This window comes from Alistipes dispar, assembly GCF_006542685.1.
GTDB classification, from domain to species: domain Bacteria; phylum Bacteroidota; class Bacteroidia; order Bacteroidales; family Rikenellaceae; genus Alistipes; species Alistipes dispar.
Genome location: NZ_AP019736.1, coordinates 2,191,678 through 2,211,575 on the forward strand (window position 1 = coordinate 2,191,678; position 19,898 = coordinate 2,211,575).

The 19,898-nt window shown below is 62.9% G+C and carries 18 protein-coding genes and 1 pseudogene; 8 read left to right on the forward strand and 11 right to left on the reverse strand.

Annotated features, from left to right (window positions below):
* Positions 1 to 33 precede the first annotated feature (33 nt).
* Positions 34 to 360, reverse strand: a complete 327-nt coding sequence (locus FME97_RS09200) for a nucleoside triphosphate pyrophosphohydrolase family protein (protein WP_141429211.1) — start codon at positions 358 to 360, stop codon at positions 34 to 36.
* A 260-nt stretch (positions 361 to 620) separates the two neighbouring features.
* On the opposite strand from FME97_RS09200, the gene FME97_RS09205 reads away from it, so the two are divergent.
* Positions 621 to 821, forward strand: a complete 201-nt coding sequence (locus FME97_RS09205) for a hypothetical protein (protein ID WP_162502073.1) — start codon at positions 621 to 623, stop codon at positions 819 to 821.
* Positions 822 to 1,745 (forward strand): annotated as a pseudogene (locus FME97_RS09210) (porin); the annotation flags it as partial.
* A 105-nt stretch (positions 1,746 to 1,850) separates the two neighbouring features.
* Here the strand turns inward: FME97_RS09210 and FME97_RS09215 are convergent.
* Together FME97_RS09215 and FME97_RS09220 are read right to left on the reverse strand one after the other, a co-directional pair.
* On the reverse strand, positions 1,851 to 3,134 hold the full coding sequence (locus tag FME97_RS09215; protein WP_141429217.1) for a UDP-N-acetylmuramoyl-tripeptide--D-alanyl-D-alanine ligase: 1,284 nt from the start codon (positions 3,132 to 3,134) through the stop codon (positions 1,851 to 1,853).
* Between the two features lie 47 nt (positions 3,135 to 3,181).
* Positions 3,182 to 4,255 carry a mannose-1-phosphate guanylyltransferase gene (locus tag FME97_RS09220; RefSeq protein WP_179954804.1) on the reverse strand — a complete coding sequence of 358 codons (1,074 nt, stop codon included), beginning with the start codon at positions 4,253 to 4,255 and terminating at the stop codon, positions 3,182 to 3,184.
* A gap of 227 nt (positions 4,256 to 4,482) precedes the next feature.
* Here FME97_RS09220 and FME97_RS09225 point away from each other — a divergent pair, with 227 nt between their 5' ends.
* From FME97_RS09225 to FME97_RS09235, 3 genes are read left to right on the forward strand one after another with little or no spacing between them, the layout of a single operon-like run.
* The gene (locus FME97_RS09225) at positions 4,483 to 5,199 is read left to right on the forward strand and encodes a CDP-alcohol phosphatidyltransferase family protein (RefSeq protein WP_141429219.1); all 717 of its coding nucleotides are present in this window, start codon (positions 4,483 to 4,485) and stop codon (positions 5,197 to 5,199) included.
* A gap of 37 nt (positions 5,200 to 5,236) precedes the next feature.
* A complete protein-coding gene (locus FME97_RS09230) occupies positions 5,237 to 7,351 on the forward strand; it encodes a putative porin (protein WP_317129391.1) in 2,115 nt (704 codons plus the stop codon).
* Positions 7,352 to 7,395: 44 nt separating this feature from the next.
* Entirely contained in the window at positions 7,396 to 8,100 is a 705-nt protein-coding gene (locus FME97_RS09235; protein ID WP_141429224.1) for a transglycosylase SLT domain-containing protein, read from the forward strand.
* 357 nt (positions 8,101 to 8,457) lie between these two features.
* Here FME97_RS09235 and FME97_RS09240 read toward each other — a convergent pair whose 3' ends face one another.
* The 4 genes from FME97_RS09240 to FME97_RS09255 all read right to left on the reverse strand — a co-directional run bounded on the left by FME97_RS09240 (position 8,458) and on the right by FME97_RS09255 (position 14,268).
* On the reverse strand, positions 8,458 to 10,143 hold the full coding sequence (locus tag FME97_RS09240) for a PCMD domain-containing protein (RefSeq protein WP_141429225.1): 1,686 nt from the start codon (positions 10,141 to 10,143) through the stop codon (positions 8,458 to 8,460).
* Positions 10,144 to 10,146: 3 nt separating this feature from the next.
* Positions 10,147 to 11,028: a hypothetical protein gene (locus FME97_RS09245; protein ID WP_141429227.1), complete on the reverse strand. Its 882-nt coding sequence runs from the start codon at positions 11,026 to 11,028 to the stop codon at positions 10,147 to 10,149.
* 13 nt (positions 11,029 to 11,041) lie between these two features.
* Complete coding sequence (locus tag FME97_RS09250; protein ID WP_141429229.1) at positions 11,042 to 11,908, reverse strand: hypothetical protein; 867 nt, start codon at positions 11,906 to 11,908, stop codon at positions 11,042 to 11,044.
* 224 nt (positions 11,909 to 12,132) lie between these two features.
* Positions 12,133 to 14,268 carry a S9 family peptidase gene (locus tag FME97_RS09255; protein ID WP_141429231.1) on the reverse strand — a complete coding sequence of 712 codons (2,136 nt, stop codon included), beginning with the start codon at positions 14,266 to 14,268 and terminating at the stop codon, positions 12,133 to 12,135.
* Positions 14,269 to 14,328: 60 nt separating this feature from the next.
* Between FME97_RS09255 and FME97_RS09260 the strand changes: the two genes are divergently transcribed.
* Positions 14,329 to 14,925, forward strand: coding sequence for an NUDIX hydrolase (locus tag FME97_RS09260; RefSeq protein WP_141429233.1), 597 nt, complete (start codon positions 14,329 to 14,331; stop codon positions 14,923 to 14,925).
* Between the two features lie 45 nt (positions 14,926 to 14,970).
* Here FME97_RS09260 and FME97_RS09265 read toward each other — a convergent pair whose 3' ends face one another.
* Positions 14,971 to 15,666 carry a LytR/AlgR family response regulator transcription factor gene (locus FME97_RS09265; RefSeq protein ID WP_141429234.1) on the reverse strand — a complete coding sequence of 232 codons (696 nt, stop codon included), beginning with the start codon at positions 15,664 to 15,666 and terminating at the stop codon, positions 14,971 to 14,973.
* A 213-nt stretch (positions 15,667 to 15,879) separates the two neighbouring features.
* Here FME97_RS09265 and FME97_RS09270 point away from each other — a divergent pair, with 213 nt between their 5' ends.
* Entirely contained in the window at positions 15,880 to 16,191 is a 312-nt protein-coding gene (locus FME97_RS09270; RefSeq protein ID WP_141429236.1) for a hypothetical protein, read from the forward strand.
* 308 nt (positions 16,192 to 16,499) lie between these two features.
* On the opposite strand, the gene FME97_RS09275 is transcribed toward FME97_RS09270, so the two are convergent.
* The 3 genes from FME97_RS09275 to porX all read right to left on the reverse strand — a co-directional run bounded on the left by FME97_RS09275 (position 16,500) and on the right by porX (position 18,954).
* Positions 16,500 to 16,916, reverse strand: coding sequence for a polyketide cyclase (locus FME97_RS09275; RefSeq protein WP_141430004.1), 417 nt, complete (start codon positions 16,914 to 16,916; stop codon positions 16,500 to 16,502).
* 72 nt (positions 16,917 to 16,988) lie between these two features.
* Positions 16,989 to 17,402, reverse strand: coding sequence for a tRNA (adenosine(37)-N6)-threonylcarbamoyltransferase complex ATPase subunit type 1 TsaE (tsaE, locus tag FME97_RS09280; protein ID WP_141429238.1), 414 nt, complete (start codon positions 17,400 to 17,402; stop codon positions 16,989 to 16,991).
* A 1-nt stretch (position 17,403) separates the two neighbouring features.
* On the reverse strand, positions 17,404 to 18,954 hold the full coding sequence (gene porX, locus FME97_RS09285; RefSeq protein WP_141429240.1) for a T9SS response regulator signal transducer PorX: 1,551 nt from the start codon (positions 18,952 to 18,954) through the stop codon (positions 17,404 to 17,406).
* A 354-nt stretch (positions 18,955 to 19,308) separates the two neighbouring features.
* Between porX and FME97_RS09290 the strand changes: the two genes are divergently transcribed.
* The gene (locus tag FME97_RS09290) at positions 19,309 to 19,581 is read left to right on the forward strand and encodes an HU family DNA-binding protein (protein WP_141429242.1); all 273 of its coding nucleotides are present in this window, start codon (positions 19,309 to 19,311) and stop codon (positions 19,579 to 19,581) included.
* The last annotated feature ends 317 nt before the right edge of the window (positions 19,582 to 19,898 follow it).

The window sequence follows — 19,898 nt, forward strand, 5'->3', positions numbered from 1 at the left end:
TTTGTCGGGGTTTTTCAGCAGGATGTGCGGCGGTCAGCGGTTGTCGCCGCTGCCGGCGATCCGGTGGCGCTGCATCCGCGAGCGGAGTTTGTCCACGTTCGTCTGCGCGACCTCTTCGAGGTCGAAGCCCAGGTCGTGCGAAAGCGTGGCGCAGTACCACAGTACGTCGCCGATCTCCTTCATGATCTCCTGCCGCTTCTCGGGCGTGAACTCCCCGCCGGCGTCGCGGATCACCTTTTTCACCTTGTCGGCCACTTCGCCGGCTTCGCCCGTAAGTCCGAGCGTGGGGTAGATGATGCGGCTCTGTTCAGGATAGACGGCCGTTTCGAGGGCGTGCCGCTGGTATTCGTTGAGTGTCATGGTGCGAGTGTTTTTTCGGGGTTCGTGTTACCGAAAGGCAAAAATAACAAAAAATACGGAAAATCCGCCCGGAAGCGGACCTCCTTCGCCTGCTTTCCGGAAAAAATCCGCTGTGCGGCGGTGCTGTGCGGTCTCCTTTTACCGGAATGTAATACGGATGCCGCCGGATTGTAATATCCGTTCGCTTCTTTTGCGGCCGGTTGAACACGGCAGCCGGACGACCCGGGCGGGCCTCTGTCCGCTGCCCCGCTAAAACGGATATGCGAATGCTGAAACATCCCGTCATCCTTCTCCTTTCGTCGGTCCTCTGCGCCGCGCCCTCCGCTGTCCGGGCGGGCGGTCTGATGCCGTTCGGGCAGCGGACCTCCGGGACGGCCGTCCCGGAAGAGACCGGCGGCTCTGCGGCAGGGTCCTCCGATACGCTGGCGGTCCGGAGCGCCGGGCGCGCCTTTTCCGTGTAGGTCCACGGGACCGTGCGCGGCAAGTTCGAATACCAGCCCGAAATCGGCAAGGGGCGCTTCGAGGTGCGGAACGCCCGCTTCAGCCTTTCGGGCGATCTGCTGCCGGCGGTGGCCTACAAGGCGGAGATCGACCTCTCGGACGAAGGTTCGATCAAGATGCTCGACGCCTATGTCCGGCTGGGGATGCTGCGCCGCAGGCTCTCCTTCACGATTGGACAGATGCGCGTGCCGTTCACCATCGACGCCCACCGTTCGCCCCACGAGCAGTATTTCGCCAACCGCTCGTTCATCGCCAAGCAGGCGGGGAACGTGCGCGACGTCGGGGCGACGCTCGGCTGGCGGTTCGGGCGGCGTGTGCCGGTGGTGCTCGAGGCGGGCGTTTTCAACGGTTCGGGGCTGACCGCGCAGAAGGATTTCTGGACCGGACGGTTCAACTATTCGCTCAAGGCGCAGGCACGGCTGGGCGGGCGTTTCAACCTGTCGGCCAGCATGCAGAAGATACGTCCCGGCGAGGTCGATATCATGATGTACGACGCCGGGGCCTACTACGAGCACGGCCGCTGGCATGTCGAGGGCGAATACCTGCGCAAGGAGTATGCCGACGGGCTTTTTCCCGGCGTGAATGCCGTGGATGCCTTCGTATGCCGGGATTTTCCCCTCCGGCGATGGTTCCGCAAGGTCTCGGTGCTGGCGCGTTACGACTACATGTCCGACCACAGCGACGGCCTGTTCGGTGAAGGGGGCGTGCTGGAGACGGACGACGCCCGCCGCCACCGTCTCACGGGCGGCCTGACGTTCAGCCTCGGGCTGCCCTTCACGGCCGACATCCGGCTCAACTACGAGGCCTATTTCTACCGCGAATCGGCGCGTCCGGCCCTTTCGGAGCAGGACAAACTGGTGGTGGAGCTGATGTGCCGCTTCTGATTCCGAAGACGGAGCCGTGCTCTCTTCCGGAGACTCCGGTGGCGGCGATACGACGAACGGCGCGGAAATCCGTTTCCCGCGCCGTCCGTGCCGTGTTCCGGCGGATCACAATGCCTCGAGCGCCTTCTCCAGTCCGATGCCGCGCGATCCCTTGAGCAGGACGAGCGCGTTCTCCACGGGGCGCGTGTGGAGCCGTTCGAGCAGCTCCTCGCGCGAGGCGAACAGCTCCGTCGCGGCGGGTTTGCGGGGAAGGGCCGCCACGGCGCGGGCGAACTCCGGACCGACCAGCAGCAGTTGCGTGGCGGTTCCGGCCGGAAGCGGTGCGGCGCCGGAGGCGCCGGCTCCCTGCAATGCGAGCCGGACGACGGCGGCGTGCTCTTCGGCCGACCACTCACCCAGTTCGAGCATGTCGCCCAGGATGAGCACCCGGGCCGTGCGGCGGCCGAGCGGTTCGGCGAGGAAGTTCTCGACCGACGCGCGCATGCTCGACGGATTGGCGTTGTAGCAATCGACCACGAGCGTGTTGCGCTCCGTCTCGGTGCGCTGCGAGCGGTTGTTGTCGGGCGTGTAGGAGGCGATGGCACGGCGTATCTCCCCGTCGGGGATGCCGAAGCGGTGTCCCACGGCGACGGCCGCGGCGATGTTGTATCGGTTGTAGCTACCTTCGAGCCGGTTTTCCAAGCCGTCGGCCAGCGAGCGCGAATAGCGTTCGACGGCCATCGCGGGGCGTTCGGCGGCCATCGCCGAGAGCGTCGCGTCCTCCTCGGGGACGAAGGCCGTGCCGCCGTGCGCGGCGAGGTAGTCGAACAGCTCGCCCTTGCCGCGGCGGACCCCCTCGGGGCCTCCGAACCCTTCGAGGTGGGCGCGTCCCACGTTGGTCAGCAGGCCGTAGTCGGGTTCGGCGACGGAGGCCAGCAGGGCGATTTCGCCGCAGGCGCTCGCGCCCATCTCCACGATGCCGAACTGCGTGCGGGCATCCATCGCCAGCAGCGTCAGCGGGACGCCGATGTGGTTGTTGAGGTTGCCGCGGGTGGCATAGACCTCGAAACGGCTCGCGAGGACGCGGCTCACGAGTTCCTTGGTGGTGGTTTTTCCGTTGCTGCCCGATATGGCGAGGATCGGGATGCCCAGTGCGCGGCGGTGTTCGCGCGCGAGGGCCTGGAGGGCTTGCAGCGTGTCGGGTACGAAACGTATGCGGGGATCGCCGCCGGCCGCCGCGGGATCGTCCGCCACGGCGAAGGCCGCTCCGCGGGCGAGGGCTTCGGCGACGAAGCGGTTGCCGTCGAACGTGGCGCCGCGCAGGGCGAAGAAGACCGACCCCGGCACGATCCGGCGCGTGTCGGTCGAGACGACGGGGTGTTCGAGGAAAAGTTCGTAGAGTTCGGACATGGGGTTTTGGAATGGCGGGCCGTGCGGTGCCGCACGGCCCGCCGCGGTCAGATGTGTTTGTCGCCGTTGTGGAACTTCACTTCGTCGATGAACTTCTTGATGTTCTGCTCCTCGGCGCGGGGACAGATCAGCAGCACGTCTTCCGTGTCCACGACGATATACTCCTTCAGGCCGCTGATGACGGCGATCTTCTCCGCGGGAAGCGAGACGATCGACGAACGCGTGTCGTAGAGGTAGCACCCCTCGGCCGGCACGGCGTTGGCGTAGCGGTCCTTGCGCGAGTGCTGGTAGACCGAGCCCCACGTGCCGACGTCGCTCCAGCCGAATTCGCCGCAGCGGACGTAAACGTTGTCGGCCTTTTCCATGATACCGTAGTCGATCGAGATGGCGCGGCACTCCGAGAAGGCGATCTCCACCACGTTGCGCTCGGCGTCGGTCCCCAGGGCGCGCATCACCCCGCTGAAGAGGGCGTGGTGCTCGGGGAGGTACTTCTCGAACGCCTCGACGATCGAGCGGACCTTCCAGACGAAGATGCCCGAGTTCCAGAAAAACTCGCCCGACTGCAGGAAGACCTGCGCCAGTTCCAGGTCGGGCTTCTCCGTGAAGCACTTGACCTTGCTGATGGGGCTGCCGTCCGAGACCTGGATGTAGCCGTATCCCGTGTCGGGGCGCGTGGGTTTGATGCCGACGGTCATCAGCGCGTCGTGCTCCGAGGCGAAGGCGAGGCACTCGGCGATGATCCCGCGGAAGTCCTCCTCGTTGAGGATCAGGTGGTCGGCCGGAGTGACGATCATCTCGGCGTCGGGGTTGCGCTTGAGGAGCGTGTAGGCCGCATAGGCGATGCAGGGCGCCGTGTTGCGCCCCACGGGTTCGCAGAGAACCTGCTCCTCGCCGATTTCGGGAATGTGCTCCAGCACCAGCCGTTTGTATCGGTCGTTGGTCACCACGAGGAAGTTCTCGGCGGGAACCATCTTCGCGAAGCGTTCGTAGGTGTGGCGGATGAAGGATTTCCCGGTTCCGAGAATGTCGAGGAACTGTTTGGGCCTCGACTGGCGGCTTTTGGGCCAGAAGCGGGACCCGATGCCGCCCGCCATGATGACACAATATTTATTGCTCGTCATAGTTATATATGCGTTAAGTTCGACAAAGATAAAAATATTTTCGTAACTTTGCCGCCTGTCGTAAGTTAATTTTTGGGCCGGAGCGCTCCCGCGGCGGCCCGCGGAGAGAGGCTTCCGCGGCGGAGACCCCCGCCGTATCGCGCCGGGAGCGCTTCCCGGAATCCAGGCCGGCGGCGGGATTGCCGGCTGCGGCCGGGGGCGCACCGCGGACGCTATTTTGAGAGACTATGAAAGTTCGATTGTTCACGATACCCAATCTGCTGACGCTGGCGAATCTCGTGTGCGGTTCGGTCGGCGTGGTCATGGCGCTGAGCGGCGGCCGCCTGACGACGGCCTTCTGCCTGATGATTCTGGCCGCCGTGTTCGACTTCTTCGACGGATTCGTGGCGCGCCTGCTGGGACAGAGCTCGCCGATCGGTCTGCAGCTCGATTCGCTGTCGGACGACATTTCGTTCGGGTTGCTGCCCGCCTCGATCCTCTACGTGCTCTACGGCCGGATGCCGTCGTTGTGGCTGGGCGAAGGCCCGGCGGCGGAGGCGGCGGCCTATGCGGTTTTCGTCGTCGCGGCCTTCGCGGCGCTGCGTCTGGCGAAATTCAACATCGACGACACGCAGCGCACGGAGTTCTGCGGCCTGCCCTCGCCGGCCGCAGCGCTGCTCTGCGGGTCGCTGGGGCTGCTGGCCGAGCGGAACGGACTCGTGCTTCCGCGCGAGGCGGTCCTGGCCGTGGCCGCGGCCGCGGCGTGGCTGATGGTCTCCGGGATCAGGATGTTCGCGCTCAAGTTCCACGGCTTCGGCTGGCGGGGCAACGAGCTGCGCTATTCGTTTCTGGCGGCCGGTGCGGCGATGATCGTGCTGTTGCGCGGCTATGCCGTGCCGCTCGTTATCGCGCTCTACGTCGTCGTCTCCTTCGTGCGCGGCCTCGCGTGCCGTACAAACCAATGAGAGCGGGTACATGGGTCGTTTGTCGCATCGCATAGGGTTGACACTGTTGTCCGGGCTGCTGCTGGCAGTGCCCGGGGCGGTGCGTTCCCAGAATTTCGATGCCAGCACCCTCATGCGCGCGCAGCGCAACGGCGAGACGAACAACCTCTACGGCAACAACCCCTTCGAGCAGCCCGAGGACGAGAACGGCGAGGGACAGCAGCAGGATACGACCAAGAAGGAGCGCAAAATCCGCAAGCCGCTCGAATCCTACTTCTTCGACGACTCGGTCCGTGCGCTCAACAACTTCCGGTGGCACGTGAACCGCGAGTACAACCGCGTGACGGTCATGCCGCTGGACACCACGCTGACCGATTACAGGATCGACTATCCGTTCTTCCGCGAGGACGTGGGCGACATCGCGCAGGGTGCGCTGGGACAGACTTCGCTGCCGCTGAACTACTTCCGCCGCCCGCAGGATTTCGACTTCAGCTTCGCGAGCCCCTATTACGCCTATACCTACAATATGGAGAACGTGGACTTCTACAACACGAAGAAGCCCATGATCCGCATGAGCTACGAGGAGTCGGGACAGAAGCGTTTCCGGGAGGAGAACTTCGAAATCATGCACGCCCAGAACATCTCGCCGACGACGGGGTTCAATGTCGATTACAAGGCGCGCGGCACCCGCGGACAGTATGTCTGGTCGCGGACCAAGAACCACAATCTGGCCGTGGCGTTCAGCCACACGGGCAAGCGCTACTCGGTCCATGCGGCCTATTACAACAACAAGATCGAACAGCAGGAGAACGGCGGCGTGGTCGGCGTATGGGCCCTGCGGGACACCGTTTTCGAGATGCCGTCGGGTATTCCGATGAAACTGGCCGACGCCGAGGCGAAGAATGTTTACCGCAACAACGCCTTCTTCGTCACGCAGTCCTTCGCCATTCCGTTGCAGCGCGTCACGGAGAGCGACTTCTCGGTGGCCAACCTTTCGACCGTCTATGTGGGCCATTCGTTCGAGTACAGCTCGTGGAGCAAGGTCTATACCGACCTGAACATGCCCTACACCGACGAACGGGACCACCGCGACGAGAACGGCGAATTCGTTTCGGCCGAGCACAACTACTACGACGACTGGTTCATCAACCCGCAGCAGACGCGCGATTCGCTCTACGAGCGGGTCATTTCGAACCGGTTTTTCGTGCAGGCCCAGCCGTGGGACCGCAACGGCGTGGTGGGTACGATCGACGCGGGGCTGGGGATCGACATGCACACCTACTCGCAGTTCGAGCTGAAAGACTACCTGACGGGCGGCTATACGAAGGTCGATAAGACGAGCTATTTCGCTTACGGCGCCGTCAGCGGCAAAATCAAGAAATACGTCGGATGGGACGCGAACCTGAAGTTCTACCCGTCCGGGTACAGAGGCGGGGATATCGAGATCGGCGCGCACCTCGCGCTGACGGGCTATCTCCGCGGACACCCCCTGATTCTCGAGGGGCGGTTCTCGATGGACCGCCGTTCGCCCAATTACTGGCAGGAGAATCTGTTCTCGAACCATTACAGATGGTCCGCTCCTTTGAACAAGGAGAATGAGACTCGGTTCGAGGTGAAGTTTTCGGTCCCCGACTACGCTTTCGAGGCGGGGGCGTGGCAGGGCGTCCTGTCCGACAAGATCTATTACGGTCCGGACGGGAACGTGGCCCAGCACGACGGAAGCGTCAGCCTCACGAGTGTGTATGCCCGCAAGGATTTCCGTTTAGGCGGACTTCATCTGGACAACAGGGTATTGTTGCAGTGGAGTACGGATCAGGAAGTCATCCCCGTTCCGCTTTTGAGCGCCTTCCTCTCGTATTACTACGAGTTCTGGGTCGTGCGCGACGTGCTGCGCCTGCAGATCGGACTGGACGGACGCTTCAATACGCGGTATTATGCGCCCTCCTACAATCCGGCTCTGTCGGTGTACTACAACCAGCGGGAGATGGAGGTGGGGAACTATCCCTATCTCGACGCTTTCGTCATGGGAAAGTGGAAGCGAATGCGCATCTTTCTGAAATACCAGCATGTGAACAAGGGGCTGTTCGGCAACGGCGAGTATTTCTCGGCGGCCGGATACCCGCTCAATCCGGGCATGTTCAAGATCGGTATTTCGTGGGGATTCTATGATTAGCGTACTGTTCTGCGCGGTATGAACTGCCCGCAAAACAACCTTTTATGTTAAAAAAGACTGTTTTAACATTTGCGTTCCTGACTGTTTTGACGACATTTTACGGTTTCAACGCCCGCTTCGGCTCCCCCGTGACGGATGAGGAGCTGCGGAGCGAAACCGCGACGGGGCTCTCTCCGACGGACGCCCTGCTCGAGGAGAGGACCTGCGTGATTTCGGCCTACGACAACCTGATCCGCGACATCAGCGAGCCGGAAGGCAACGACTGGCGGCTGCTGTCGGCCATCGCCTACCACGAGTCGCGGTTCACGCCCGACGTCACGTCGCGCCGCGGGGCGAAGGGCCTCATGCAGATCATGCCTTCGGTGGCGCGTCAGTTCGACATTCCGATCGAGGAGGTGGCCGATCCCGCCACCAACGTGTGGCTGGCGAACAAGCTGCTCTCGAAGATCGAGGCGACGCTCCGCCTTCCGGAAGGTATTTCCGAGAAGGATCGGATGGGTATTCTTCTGGCCTGCTACAACGGCGGCATCGGCCATGTGACCGATGCCCGGCGGCTGGCCCGGCTCCACGGCGAAGACCCGAATTCGTGGGAAGTGGTGGCGCGCTATCTCACGCTGAAGGCCCGGCCCGAATACTACGAGAGCGAGGCGGTCCGTTACGGCCGCTTCACCGGAGGCCGGCAGACGCTCGCCTATGTGGAGGACGTCATCGGACGCTATGATACATACTGCCGCATCGCCCGGAGGTGATTCGGCGGAAAATACGGAGGGAGACCGTCCGAAAGGTCTCCGCGAAACGGAAATTCACCCCTGCCGCATGTATTGCGGCGGGGGTGAATTCGTTTTTTTGCGGGGTGCAGGCGTACCGGACGGCGCCTTTCGTCGGGCCTCGCCGGGAGAGTGGGCGGCAGTTGCCGGGAGTTGCCGGGGCGCATCGGTCCCGAAGAATCGCGGGCCCGTGCGGTTGTCGGGGGAGGCGTGCGGCGACGGCCGTATCGGCGCCGGGGACCCGTCGGAAATGAGGACGCCGCGGCACGGATGCACAGGCATCCGCACTGCGGCGTCCTCACGGGCGGGGCGGAACCTCGGGAATTCCGCCCGCACCCGTCAGTAGATCCATCCGAAGTCGTCGAGATAGAACTGATTCTGCGAGCAGCCGACCATGAAGTCTCCGTAGGCGCTCGTCGAGCAGGAGATCACGATCGAGATCTTGCCGCCCGGTTTCGCCGCCGTGTCGTAGAACGACAGCGGCAGTTCGAGGTCGATCCACGCGTCGCCGGTGGAGGCCGCGTCGATGAATTTCGAACCGTAGGCGATGATGGCTCCCTCTTCGGTCCGCATCGTCTCTTCGGGGTCCCACATGCCGGAGGGTTGGCCCACTCCGGAGGTCACTTCGTGCCGGTCGCTCCAATCGACGATGGCTACCATGATACGCGACATGTCCTGATCTCCCTTTTCGAGATTTCCCGGGTTTTGATACTTGGCGACGTCCACCGTTCCGATCGTCGGGGCGTAATAGCGGACCTTCATCGCACGCGGCCGCGACTCCCAGGCGTAGGGCTGTCCGAACTTGACGGTGCCGTTCATGCCCTCGTAGTGGAACAGACCCGAGAAGAAGTTGCCCGAGGCGAGGATGCCCAGCGTCTTCGAAGCTTGCAGGTATGCGCATTTCGAACCGCCGAACTCGCCCTGCGTGCACAGTTTGGGCTTGAAGAGATTGTTGCCGCTGCCCCAGAAGCGCACCTGCTCCTCGGTCTCGTTGTCTTTCGTGAAACAGCTCAGCGTGCCGTCCTCCAGGTCGCCGTCGGGAATCGTGTGGCCGGCCGCTGTCGTCTGCGTTATCATGCCGTATTCCTCGTCGCCGACCAGCAGGCGCAGCTCGTAGGTGTGGCCGGCGAAGATGCCCTGTTCCGGAGCCATCGTGTAAACGGTCAGTCCGTTCTTGTTCTGCGACTCCTGCCATCCGGGTTCGACGATCGCGCGGAGAATGCCGTCGGCATAACCCTCCTTGCGGGCCGTCTGCCAGCTTTCGGCGCCTTCGGACCGGTACTGCACCTCGGCTTTCTTCGCTTCCTCCTCTGTGAGGAAGGCCGTGACGGTCGCCGTGTTGTTCCAGAGGTCGATCTCCTGCACGGCCATCCGGATGTCGGTCTCCTGTACGCGCAGCGTCCACTCTTCCGTCTCTCCGTGGCAGGTGACGCGCACCTTCCGCTCCTCGGCGAATCCGGCGGCCGAAAGCTCCTCGACCGTGGGCGAGTAGGTCGTGACCTCCGCGGGCCCGAGCTTGAGCGTTTCGATCCGCACGGCGGCCAGGTCGGTGCCGTCGGGTACGAAGGCCGTCGCGGTGCGGGCCTGCGTGTCGATTTCCGCCTCCTTGATCTGCCCCTTCACCCGGAAATCGAGCGCGATGCGCTGTTCGGCCCGGATGGTCCATGTGTAATCCTGGTAGAGCGAGAGAGTCGTGGTGAGCGGCGTGCGCATGTCGTGCGTGCCGACCAGCTCGACCGAACTGGCGATCTGGCGGATGAACGTCTCCTTGTCGGCATGGACGCTGTGGATCGTCACGTCGTAGTCCACCTTGTCGATGCGTACTTTCCGTATATCGGTCTGCTCGTCGAGGGCGAGGGTGATCGTGCGGTTCGCGGGATCGGTCGCGCCGACCGTGAATCCCTCGCCTTCGATGTCGGCGATGCTGATTTCGACGACGGGATAGGGCACGTCGTTCTCGATGCAGGCCGAGCCCAGAAGGGCGGCCGCCGCCGTGAGCAGCGTTTTCAGGTATCGGGTATTCATGGTCTATTTCTTTTTCTTGTCCCAGAGGTGGATCGTCATGCCGACGTTGATGGCGGCGATGTTGAGTTTGAATTTCATGTTCGATGCCTTGCGCGAGCCGATCTTGCGCCCCTCGGCGTCCTTTTGCGTGACGGAGGTGTACTGGATGCCGCCCAGTCCGAACGAGAGCGTGGCGCAGACGTTGGGGAAGATATAGACGGCCGCGCCGGGGTTGAACGCGAGTTTGAACTGCGTGTTGTCGCTGTACGTGCGTTTGATCCGGTCGCCCGACTCGTAGGCGAAGTTCGTGGAGCCGGTGGACATGGAGAGCTCGAATTCGGCGAACAGTCCGAAGCGTCCCTTCGGGTCGAGACCCGCATAGGAACGGTGGAAGATACCGAACGAATAGTTGTCGCTGGCCAGGTCGAGGTACGGCAGCGCGCCGGTCAGGTCGTTGCTCTCGCCGAAGTCGTAGTTGCCGCTGTCGAGCGTGCCGCCCATGTGGCGGTAGCCGAAGCGCACGCCCACGCAGTTGTTGTCGCGGTAGAAGTAGCCGACGAACGGTTTGACGGTGGCCACCGAACCGTCGGCGCCGATGCCGTCCACGATGAGCATGATGTCCGTGTCGTCGCTCGAGAGCGTGCCGTAGGAGGCCGTGAGACCCATGATGACCTCGCCCTTGTAGGCGAACTTGAGCTTGTCGATCTCCCGGTCGATGCGCCGGCGCGTCGGGAGGAAATGCTCCCGGCCGCGGCTCTTCGCGCCGCTGCCGGATACGGAGGCTGCCGCGGCCTCCCGGCGGAAGGCGTGCGTGCGCGCCGAATCGGCGGGGAGGCTCTCCGCGGACGCTGCGGCGGCCGTCAGCGCGATGCCTGTCGAAAGTGCGGTGAGTATGAAGTGTTTCATGTGCGTCGCGGTATTAGAGGTAGAAAGCCATGCCCAGGCCGATCGAGAAGATATTGACCTTGAAGTTCATCATGCTCGTATTGCGTTTGCCCACCGTGACCTGGTTGTGCACCTGCTTGGTGTGGGTGTAGCTGATACCCATGACGCCGACGTTCACTTCGACGGCCATGTTGTTCGTGGCGAAGGCGACGATGCCCGGCGAGATGCCCAGCGAGAGAGTATAGCCCGTCTCGTAGGTTCCCTTGACCGGCGAATCGTTCGTGAAGCGCGCCTGCGTGCCGCCCACGGAGAGCTGCGTCTCGTTGAAGAGCGCGAACCGCTTGTTGCGGCCCAGCGGGATGTACTGGCGCCAGATCGCGGCCACCGAGTAGTTGTGCCGCAGCGAGTAGTAGTTGTTGGCCTTGAGGTCCGTGTCGGAGCCTTCGTCGCCCAGTTGCAGTTCGGCCTTGTCCAGTTCGAGCAGCGTGCGCGAGTAGATGAAGCGGCCGCCGAGGGCCATGTTGTCGGTCAGGGCGTAGGCGATCATCGGACTGACACGCACCGTGTAGCCCTTCGAGTCGATGCCTTCGACGATGAGGAACTGGTAGCCCTCGTTGGTGTGTGTCGAGTAGGAGGCCGTGCCGCCGAAAACCCACTGACCCTTCGGGACGAAGAGGTTGCGGGGATCCGTGAGCCCGCGTTCGCGGCGTTTCTCGTTGATGGTCTTCGGGTGTTCGGCGATCGGTGCGCCGGAGGCCGTCGCGGCGGTTGCCGCCGCGGGAGGACATGTGCGTGCCGTGTCGGCCGGAAGGCCCGGGGCGGACAACTCCTGCGCCCGCAGGATGGTTGCCGACGCCGCGATGCAGCATGCGGCGAGGATAGTCCGGAGGCTTGTTCGCATAAAGGTCTTTTATCAGGAATGTTGCAAAAATAGGCAGGCGTGTCGGTTCGCGGAAATAAATTCAACGAACCGGCGGTTTTTCATCACGAACGCGCCGCTTTGCGGGGCTTCTTTTCAGCGGCTCGCGCGGCGGGACCGGTGCGGCGGCGCCCTTTTTACGGCGGCGGCCCTGCCGCAGCGCGCTGCGGCAGGGCCGGATCGTCGTTCCGGAGCGTTCCGGAGGGTCACTTCACGTATTTGTCGAGCCAGCCGAAGAACTCGCGGTTCCAGACCAGCGAATTTTGGGGCTTGAACACCTGGTGCGCCTCGTCCTGGAACTCGACCAGCCGTGCCGGGATGCCCCGCACGCGGGCGGCCGTGAAGGCTTCGAGCGACTGCGTGTAGGGTATGCGGTAGTCGCGCTCGCCGGTGATGATGAGGATGGGCGTGTCCCAACGGTCGGCGAACTTGTGGGGCGAGTTGGCGTAGGAGCGCATCGCCGTGGGGTTCTCCTTGTCCCAGTAGGAGCCTCCGTAGTCGTTATTGACGAACCACAGCTCCTCCGTCTCGCCGTACATCGAGTCGAAGTCGAAGATGCCGCAGTGGGCGATGAAGGCCTTGAAGCGCTTGTCGTGGTGTCCGGCCAAGAAATAGACCGAATAGCCGCCGTACGAGGCGCCGACGCATCCCATGCGCGTTTCATCGGCCCACGGCTCGCGCGCCACGTCGTCGATGGCCGAGAGGTAGTCGCGGATGTTCTGTCCCGAGTAGTCGCCCGAGATCTGGTCGAGCCACTCCTGGCCGAACGAGGGCAGGCCGCGGCGGTTCGGCGCCACGACGACGTAGCCCTGCGCAGCCATCAGTTGATAGTTCCAGCGATAGCTCCAGCCGTTCGACACGACGCTCTGCGGGCCGCCCTGACAGTAGAGCAGCGTGGGGTATTTCTTCGCCGGGTCGAAGTCGGGCGGCAGGATCACCCACGTGAGCATCTGCTTGCCGTCGGTGGTCTCGACCCACCGTTTCCGCACCTCGCCCATGCGGATCCGGTCGTAGATCGCCCGGTTGATCTCCGAAATCTGCGTCAGCGCACCGTCCGCGGGGTTCACCGTGTAGAACTCCGCGGCGGAGGAGATGGTCGAGAGCTCGGCCACGATCTGCTCCCCGGCCATCGTGAAGGCCGCGATGTCGTGGTCGCCCTTCGTCACGACCTCGACCTCGCCCTCGTCGGGGGCGATGCGGCAGATCTGGTGCGTGGCCTCGATCGGGGCGATGAACCACAGCCGGTCGTTCCCCTCCCAGAGGACGTTCATGGCGTTGTAGTCGAAATCCTCGGTGAGGTCCTGCATCGCGTGCGTCCGGCAGTCGTAGAGGAACAGGCGCGACTTGTCCGATTCGTTGCCGGCCCGCCGCTGCGAGAGGAAGGCGATCTTCCGGTCGTCGGGCGACCAGACGGGGTATTTGTCGTAGCCGGGCATGGCGGGCTTGTGCCCGGCCGCGGCGTTGTAGCGTGCTTTGCCGTCGAACGGCTTGCAGATGTTGTGCGTTCTGCCGTCGGCCAGGTCGTAAACGAAGATGTCCGAGTCGGTCGAGACGGCGTAGGCCGTGCCCGTCAGCGGCTTGCAGGTGTAGGCCAGTTGCGTCCCGGCGTTGTTCCAGGCGATTTCGGCCATGTCGAAGTAGGGGGCCAGCGGCACGTCCCACGCCGCGTCGGCGCCCACGATGTCTGTGCCGGGGCGCAGCCCTTCGGGACCGAAGTCGCCCACGAACAGGTGCATGTGTTCGCCCTCGTCCCAGTAGTCCCAGTGGCGGACCATCAGGTCGTCGTAGATGCGCGCCCGGGATTCGGGCATGTCCTTGTGGATGTCGGCCGAGCGGCGGGCGGCGACCTGCACGCGCTGCACGTACCACGCCTTGTCGCCGCGGGGACTGATGCCGAAGCCCTCCACGTCGCGGTCGAAGTCCGAGAGCTGGCGGACGCTGCCGCCCGCGGCATCCATCTCCCAGACCTGCATCGAACCGCTGCGGTCGGAGAGGAAGTAGATTTTGCCTCCGTCGGCGCTCCAGCGCGGGGAGAGGCTGTTGGACGAGAAGTCCGTGAGCGGGGTGACGGTCTTCGTGGCGAGGTCCTCGACGCGGATCGTCGTCACGCCGCGGTTCTCGGCCATCGAATAGTCGGTCTGCTGGTAGAGGAGCGTCCGTCCGTCGGGCGAGAGCGATGCGCCGCCCGCGCGGCTCATCTTCCACATGACCTCGGGCGTCAGCACGCCGGCCGCGATCTCTTCGGCCGTCAGCGCATTGTCGATCGTAAGGGGTTGCGGCCGCTTGTCGCACGCGCCCAGCCCCGCAACTGCAATAGCCATCGTCAGGATGATTTTTTTCATTTGCGTAAAGGTTTTCCCATTTATTGCTATTTTTGTTCCGAATTATGATCCGTTCGAACGATGAATCCTACCGTTTATTTCGCCGATAAGACCCTCCGGTTCGTCTCCTCCGCATCCGATGCGGAGGGGTTTCCCGTAGCCGCGGAGTGCGGCCCGAACCGCGACAAGATACTCAAAATTCTCGAAACGCACAACTCCGTTTCGGTCGTCGCGGCCGATCCCGGGGCCGCCTTCGGGGCTTTCGCCGCCGGATTCGTCCCGGTCGAGGCGGCCGGGGGCGTGGTGGTGAACGACCGCGGGGAGTGGCTGATGATCCGCCGCAACGGCCGCTGGGACCTGCCCAAGGGACACCTCGAGGCGGGCGAGAGCCTCGCCGCCTGCGCCGAGCGCGAGATCGCCGAGGAGACGGGCATCGCCGCGCGGGTCGAACGGCCCTTGTGCGAGACGCTGCACGCCTACTGGTTCGCGAAGACCGCGCGCTGGGAGCTCAAGCGCACGCACTGGTTCCGGCTGCGTCCGGCGGGAGCCGGCACTCCGGCGCCCCAGACCGAGGAGGGGATCGAAAGGGTGTCGTGGTGCGCTCCCGCCGAGCGCGAGGAGCATCTGCGCGACGCCTTCCCGACGATCCGTCGTGTGGCCGCGGCGATGGAGAAGTAGGCGGCGGCTCCCGGTCCGGGGGGCGCTTCCGTGCCGGAAGGCGTTCTATGCGTCGCCCAGCCGGCGGCGGACCTCCTCCTTGTATTTGCGGGAGATGTCGATCCGTTCGTCGCCGATGAGGACGTACGAGGGGAGGTAGCGGTCGATCCGCTCCGTATTGACTATGTAGGAGCGGTGGATGCGCAGAAAGCGGCCGTCGAGCTGCGCCTCCCACTGCGAAATGCGCGTCTTGGTGCGGTAGATCTCGCCCGAGACGGTGTGGATCCGCACTTCGCTGTCGTTCGACTCCACGTAACGGATTTCGCCGGGATCGAGCGCGACCTTCCGCCGCTCGGAGACGAAGCGGATCGTCGTGTCGTAGGGCTGCCGGCGTTCCAGGTATTTCTCGATGGCCATTCCGGGTGTGACGAGGGCCGAGAGGACCAGCAGCAGGAAGAAGGGGTTCAGCAGCAGCGGGGGAACCTCGTCCGGGGAGGCGTCGAGCACGAGGGCCAGTCCGAGCAGCAGCGAGAGGTATTGGGTGCAGAGAACGGCCAGCGCGAGGCAGACGGCATGGAGGATGTGCTCCCGGTCTCTGCCGGGTGCGAGTTGCGGCAGGAAATAGCGGGCGCAGAGCATGCCGGGCAGAAAGAGCACGGCGAGGGCGACCGCCCGCGGAGCGGGGTGGCCCAGGCTGACGAACAGCAGGGCGAGGAAGCCGACGGCGCCGGGCCACCAGCAGATCGGGAAGAGGCGTTTCATGTGCGGGCGGGGATTTTGCGTCCTTACAAATATAGGTAAAATCTCCTTTCGGCGGAAGCCCTTCGCCGGACGGATCGGGGCGCGGAGGCCGGTCGGCGGGTTTCTACCGCCCGACAACGGGATTCGACGCCCCCTTTTTGCGCCGTCCGGCCGCTTTGTCCCCTATCTTTGCGGAAGGGAATGGTCCCGCATTATTTAAAAAAATCTGTCGTTATGTTCGAGTTGTTTTCCGAGGGCGGACCGTGGGGCATGTCGCTCCTGACCGTCGAGCTGATCTGTCTGTTGTTCGCCGCGTGGAAAGCCCCCGCGTGGGTCAAGGAAATCGGGTTGCTGGCGCCGGTGACCGCGTTTGTCTATATGTTGATCGGCTATTCGGAGGCGATGCGTGCCGTACAGCAGGCCGGGGATATTTCGCCCGCGCTGCTGGCGGGAGGTTCCCGCGCAGCATTCATCCTGCTGGTATATGCATTGCTGATCTACGCCGTGTCGCTCGTGATCCGCATGTTGCAGAAGCCGCGCATCTGATCCGAAAGGGCGCATCCGGAAGGGCGCGTGGAATCGGCCGTGGCATGGCGCCGCCCTGCGGGCCGGCGGAGGTGTCCTCCGCGACGCTCCGCCAGGGCGGCGCCTGCGCCGAAGACCGCCGGACGGCGGAGCCTCCTCGTCGCGCCCGCATCCGGGCGTAGAACGTCCGCCGTCCGGGCATGGACGTTAGGCCGCGATCCGGTCGGAGTCGTGGGGCGTATGCCGCCCTCCCCGGTTGCGGGACGGGATACGGAAGAAGGAGACGAAGCGGCCGAAGTCGTTCATGGACACGACGGACCGGCGGCCGTTCAGGCCGGCCGGACGCCGTTGAGGGCGTTGGCGATCCCCTCGGCGATCTGATCCACGGCTTTCTGCAGTTTGCCGCCGATCATCATTTTCATCATCATGTTCAGCTCGATGTGCAGCACCAGCCGCAGGCGGGTGTCGTATTCCGAGACCTTGTGCAACTGGATCCAGAAGGCGAAATCCATCGGTACGCCCCCCTCGTCGCCCACGATCTTCACGTGTTTGGGCTCGATGCGCTCCTCCATACGGAGCTTCACGGTGAACCCTTTGGCCTTGAACGAGCAGCGCTCCTCGTCGGCCTGCCACTCCTCGACGCGGTCGGCCAGGGCGGGCGTCAGGTTGTCGAAACGGCTGATTACAGCGTAGATCTGTTCTGCGGGAAGCAGAACCCGATGTTGTTGCGAGATGTATTCCTGCATGGCGTGAATGGATAGTGGCGGCAAAGATAACGATTTTTCCGCTATTTCCGCTTGCCGGCCGGCCGCGGCCGGTCAGTCGATCTCGAACGTGCGGGCCGTGTCGCTGTCGGCGGTGATGCGCACGTTCATCGTGTTCTCCGGGAGCAGCTGTTCGATCTTCTCGGGCCACTCCACCAGGCAGAGGTCGCCCGAGTAGAAGTACTCCTCGTAGCCGAAGTCGTAGGCCTCGCGCTGGTCGTCGATGCGGTAGAAATCGAAGTGGTGGATACGCTCTTTGCCGGCCTTGTATTGGTTGACGATGGCGAACGTGGGGCTGGTCACGGTGTCCGCCGATCCCAGCGCGGCGACGATCTCGCGGATGAGCGTCGTCTTGCCCGCCCCCATGCCGCCGCGGAAGGCGACCACCGTGCGGCGCCCCAGCGAGCGGATGACGGCCCGCGCCACGTCGGGCAGTTCGTCCTGCGATGTGATGTGTATGGTTCTCATGCTATTGTTTGGGTTTCAGTACGATGTAGGGCACGATCATCTCCTGCATGGAAATGCCGCCGTGCTGGAACGTGTTGCGGTAGTAGCGGATATGCCGGTTGGCGTCGTTGTTGTAGATCAGGAAATCCGAGTTGTAGGCGAAGATGTAGCTCGAAGTGAGGTTGCTCGACGGCAGCTGGATGTCCTTCGGGTTGAGCACCTCGTACACCTCGCGCGAATTGTAGGCCAGGTTGCGTCCCGTCTTGTAGCGCAGGTTGGCCGAAGTCTCGCGGTCGCCGGTGACCTTCACGGGGTTGTCCACGCGGACCGTGCCGTGGTCCGAGGTGATGACCACCGTGTGCCCCCGCTCGGAGAGCAGTTTGAGGATGGTGTAGAGGTCCGAGTGCTCGAACCACGAGCGGGTCAGCGAGCGGAACGCCGCGTCGTCCTCCGTGAGCTCGCGGATGATGTCCGTCTCGGTCCGCGCGTGGGAGAGGATGTCGAGGAAGTTGTAAACGATCACCGAGAAGTCGGCGTCGTAAACCTTCTGGATGTTGTCCACCAGCTTGCGGCCCTGTTCCGGGCGCACGAGCTTGTCGAACGAGAAACGCCACTGTTTGCCGTTCTGCTGCATCAGGCGCCGGAGGAACTCCTCCTCGTACTGGTTCTTGCCGCCCTCCTCGTTGTCGTTGAGCCACTTCTGGGGCATCAGCTTGTCGATGGCCAGCGGCATCAGCCCGGCGAAGACGGCGTTGCGGGCGTATTGCGTGGCCGTGGGAAGGATGGCGCAGTAGAAATCGTCCTGCACCACGTCGTAGTAGCCGCGCAGCAGCGAGGAGATCGAACGCCACTGGTCGTAGCGGAAGTTGTCGATCAGCAGCAGCGTCGTCTTGGGATTCTCGTCGGCCACGGGGAAGATTTTCGTCCGCATGAGCGTATGCGACATCGTGGGCGTGTCCTCCGTGCGGCGGTTGATCCAGTTGTAGTAGTTGCGGCGGACGAATTTGCAGAACTCCTGGTTGGCCTCGACGCTCTGGTAGGAGAGCACCTCGCGGATGCTCCGGTCCGAGGATTCCGAAAGCTCGATCTCCCAGCCGGTGAGCCGGCGGTAGATCGAACACCAGTCCTGGAACGTCTCGGCCAACTGGAGCGACGAGGTGATGCGCCCGAACTCCGAGCGGTAGTCGGCCGTGGTCTGCTCGGTGACGAGCTGCTGCTGGTGGACGTTCTTCTTGATCGAGAGCAGCACCTGATTGGGATTCACGGGCTTGATGAGGTAGTCGGCGATCTTCGATCCCACGGCCTTGTCCATGATGTTCTCCTCCTCGCTCTTGGTGACCATGATGACGGGTGTCGTCGGGCGCACCTCCTTGATCTTGGGCAGGGTTTCGAGTCCGGTCATACCGGGCATCATCTCGTCGAGGATAATCAGGTCGTAGGCCCCTTCGGAGGCCATGTCTATCGCGTCGTATCCGTTGTTGCAGGTGTCCACCTCGTAGCCTTTCTGCGTGAGAAACAGCACGTGCGGTTTCAGCAGTTCCACTTCGTCGTCCACCCAGAGTATTTTGACCATAGCGCTGTCGTGATTGGGATTCGCAAAAATAGTGATTTTACCTCTCAAACGCAAAAACCGGGCGGTTTATTGGACCGCCGGCGCGATTTTCGCCGTTCGGACGGTCATGGCGTTGTGCGCCAGCGAGTTGCTCGATTCCGGGCGGGAAGTCCGGAGCGGTCCTTCCGGCGGCGGAAACGGGATATTTCGGTTTTTCTGCGGGTTTTGCCCGATATTTGTTATCGCATTGTAAGCGTGGAAAGTAGGACGCGGATGAAAAAAAATGAAAAAAACGACCGTTTGTTGGCGGAAATACAAATAAAGTGTATATTTGCACTCCGAATCTCAGGTTAAACTCAATAAAACCACATAATTATGACAAAGGCAGATATCGTAAGCGAAATCGCGAAGAGCACCGGCGTGGAGAAGGTGCAGGTGCAGGCTATCGTCGAGGCTTTCATGGAGAGCATCAAGACGTCGCTGACCCAGAAGAACAACGTGTATCTCCGCGGCTTCGGCAGTTTCATCGTGAAGAAACGCGCCAAGAAGGTAGCCCGCAACATCTCCAAGAACACGACCATCACTATTCCCGAACATAACATCCCTGCTTTCAAGCCCGCCAAGAGCTTCGCAGAGAAGGTGAAGTAAAAATAAGAACCTCTAAAATTTTTTAAGGACTATGCCAAACGGAAAGAAGCATAAGCGTCACAAGATGGCTACCCACAAGCGTAAAAAACGTCTTCGCAAGAACCGTCACAAGAAAAAGTAGGGTAGCGCTGTACTAACGGGATAAAGCTAAAGGAGCAGGGCTCTTTTAGCTTTACCTATTTATTTCCGAGCGGTCGCGCCGCTCCTCCGGCTTTCGCCGTACGCACGCACGGTGCGTTGATTTTCAGCAGATATTGGAGCCTGCCGCCGCTCCATTCCTATCAGGCGGTACGATACTAATTTTTTCAGCATTCCGC

Excerpts from the sequence above, each read along its gene's own strand:
- FME97_RS09200 (WP_141429211.1), bottom strand. The coding sequence starts at position 360 with ATGACACTCAACGAATACCAGCGGCACGCCCTCGAAACGGCCGTCTAT.
- FME97_RS09205 (WP_162502073.1), top strand. The coding sequence starts at position 621 with ATGCGAATGCTGAAACATCCCGTCATCCTTCTCCTTTCGTCGGTCCTC.
- FME97_RS09215 (WP_141429217.1), bottom strand. The coding sequence starts at position 3,134 with ATGTCCGAACTCTACGAACTTTTCCTCGAACACCCCGTCGTCTCGACC.
- FME97_RS09220 (WP_179954804.1), bottom strand. The coding sequence starts at position 4,255 with ATGACGAGCAATAAATATTGTGTCATCATGGCGGGCGGCATCGGGTCC.
- FME97_RS09225 (WP_141429219.1), top strand. The coding sequence starts at position 4,483 with ATGAAAGTTCGATTGTTCACGATACCCAATCTGCTGACGCTGGCGAAT.
- FME97_RS09235 (WP_141429224.1), top strand. The coding sequence starts at position 7,396 with ATGTTAAAAAAGACTGTTTTAACATTTGCGTTCCTGACTGTTTTGACG.
- FME97_RS09240 (WP_141429225.1), bottom strand. The coding sequence starts at position 10,143 with ATGAATACCCGATACCTGAAAACGCTGCTCACGGCGGCGGCCGCCCTT.
- FME97_RS09245 (WP_141429227.1), bottom strand. The coding sequence starts at position 11,028 with ATGAAACACTTCATACTCACCGCACTTTCGACAGGCATCGCGCTGACG.
- FME97_RS09250 (WP_141429229.1), bottom strand. The coding sequence starts at position 11,908 with ATGCGAACAAGCCTCCGGACTATCCTCGCCGCATGCTGCATCGCGGCG.
- FME97_RS09255 (WP_141429231.1), bottom strand. The coding sequence starts at position 14,268 with ATGAAAAAAATCATCCTGACGATGGCTATTGCAGTTGCGGGGCTGGGC.
- FME97_RS09260 (WP_141429233.1), top strand. The coding sequence starts at position 14,329 with ATGAATCCTACCGTTTATTTCGCCGATAAGACCCTCCGGTTCGTCTCC.
- FME97_RS09265 (WP_141429234.1), bottom strand. The coding sequence starts at position 15,666 with ATGAAACGCCTCTTCCCGATCTGCTGGTGGCCCGGCGCCGTCGGCTTC.
- FME97_RS09270 (WP_141429236.1), top strand. The coding sequence starts at position 15,880 with ATGTTCGAGTTGTTTTCCGAGGGCGGACCGTGGGGCATGTCGCTCCTG.
- FME97_RS09275 (WP_141430004.1), bottom strand. The coding sequence starts at position 16,916 with ATGCAGGAATACATCTCGCAACAACATCGGGTTCTGCTTCCCGCAGAA.
- tsaE (WP_141429238.1), bottom strand. The coding sequence starts at position 17,402 with ATGAGAACCATACACATCACATCGCAGGACGAACTGCCCGACGTGGCG.
- porX (WP_141429240.1), bottom strand. The coding sequence starts at position 18,954 with ATGGTCAAAATACTCTGGGTGGACGACGAAGTGGAACTGCTGAAACCG.
- FME97_RS09290 (WP_141429242.1), top strand. The coding sequence starts at position 19,309 with ATGACAAAGGCAGATATCGTAAGCGAAATCGCGAAGAGCACCGGCGTG.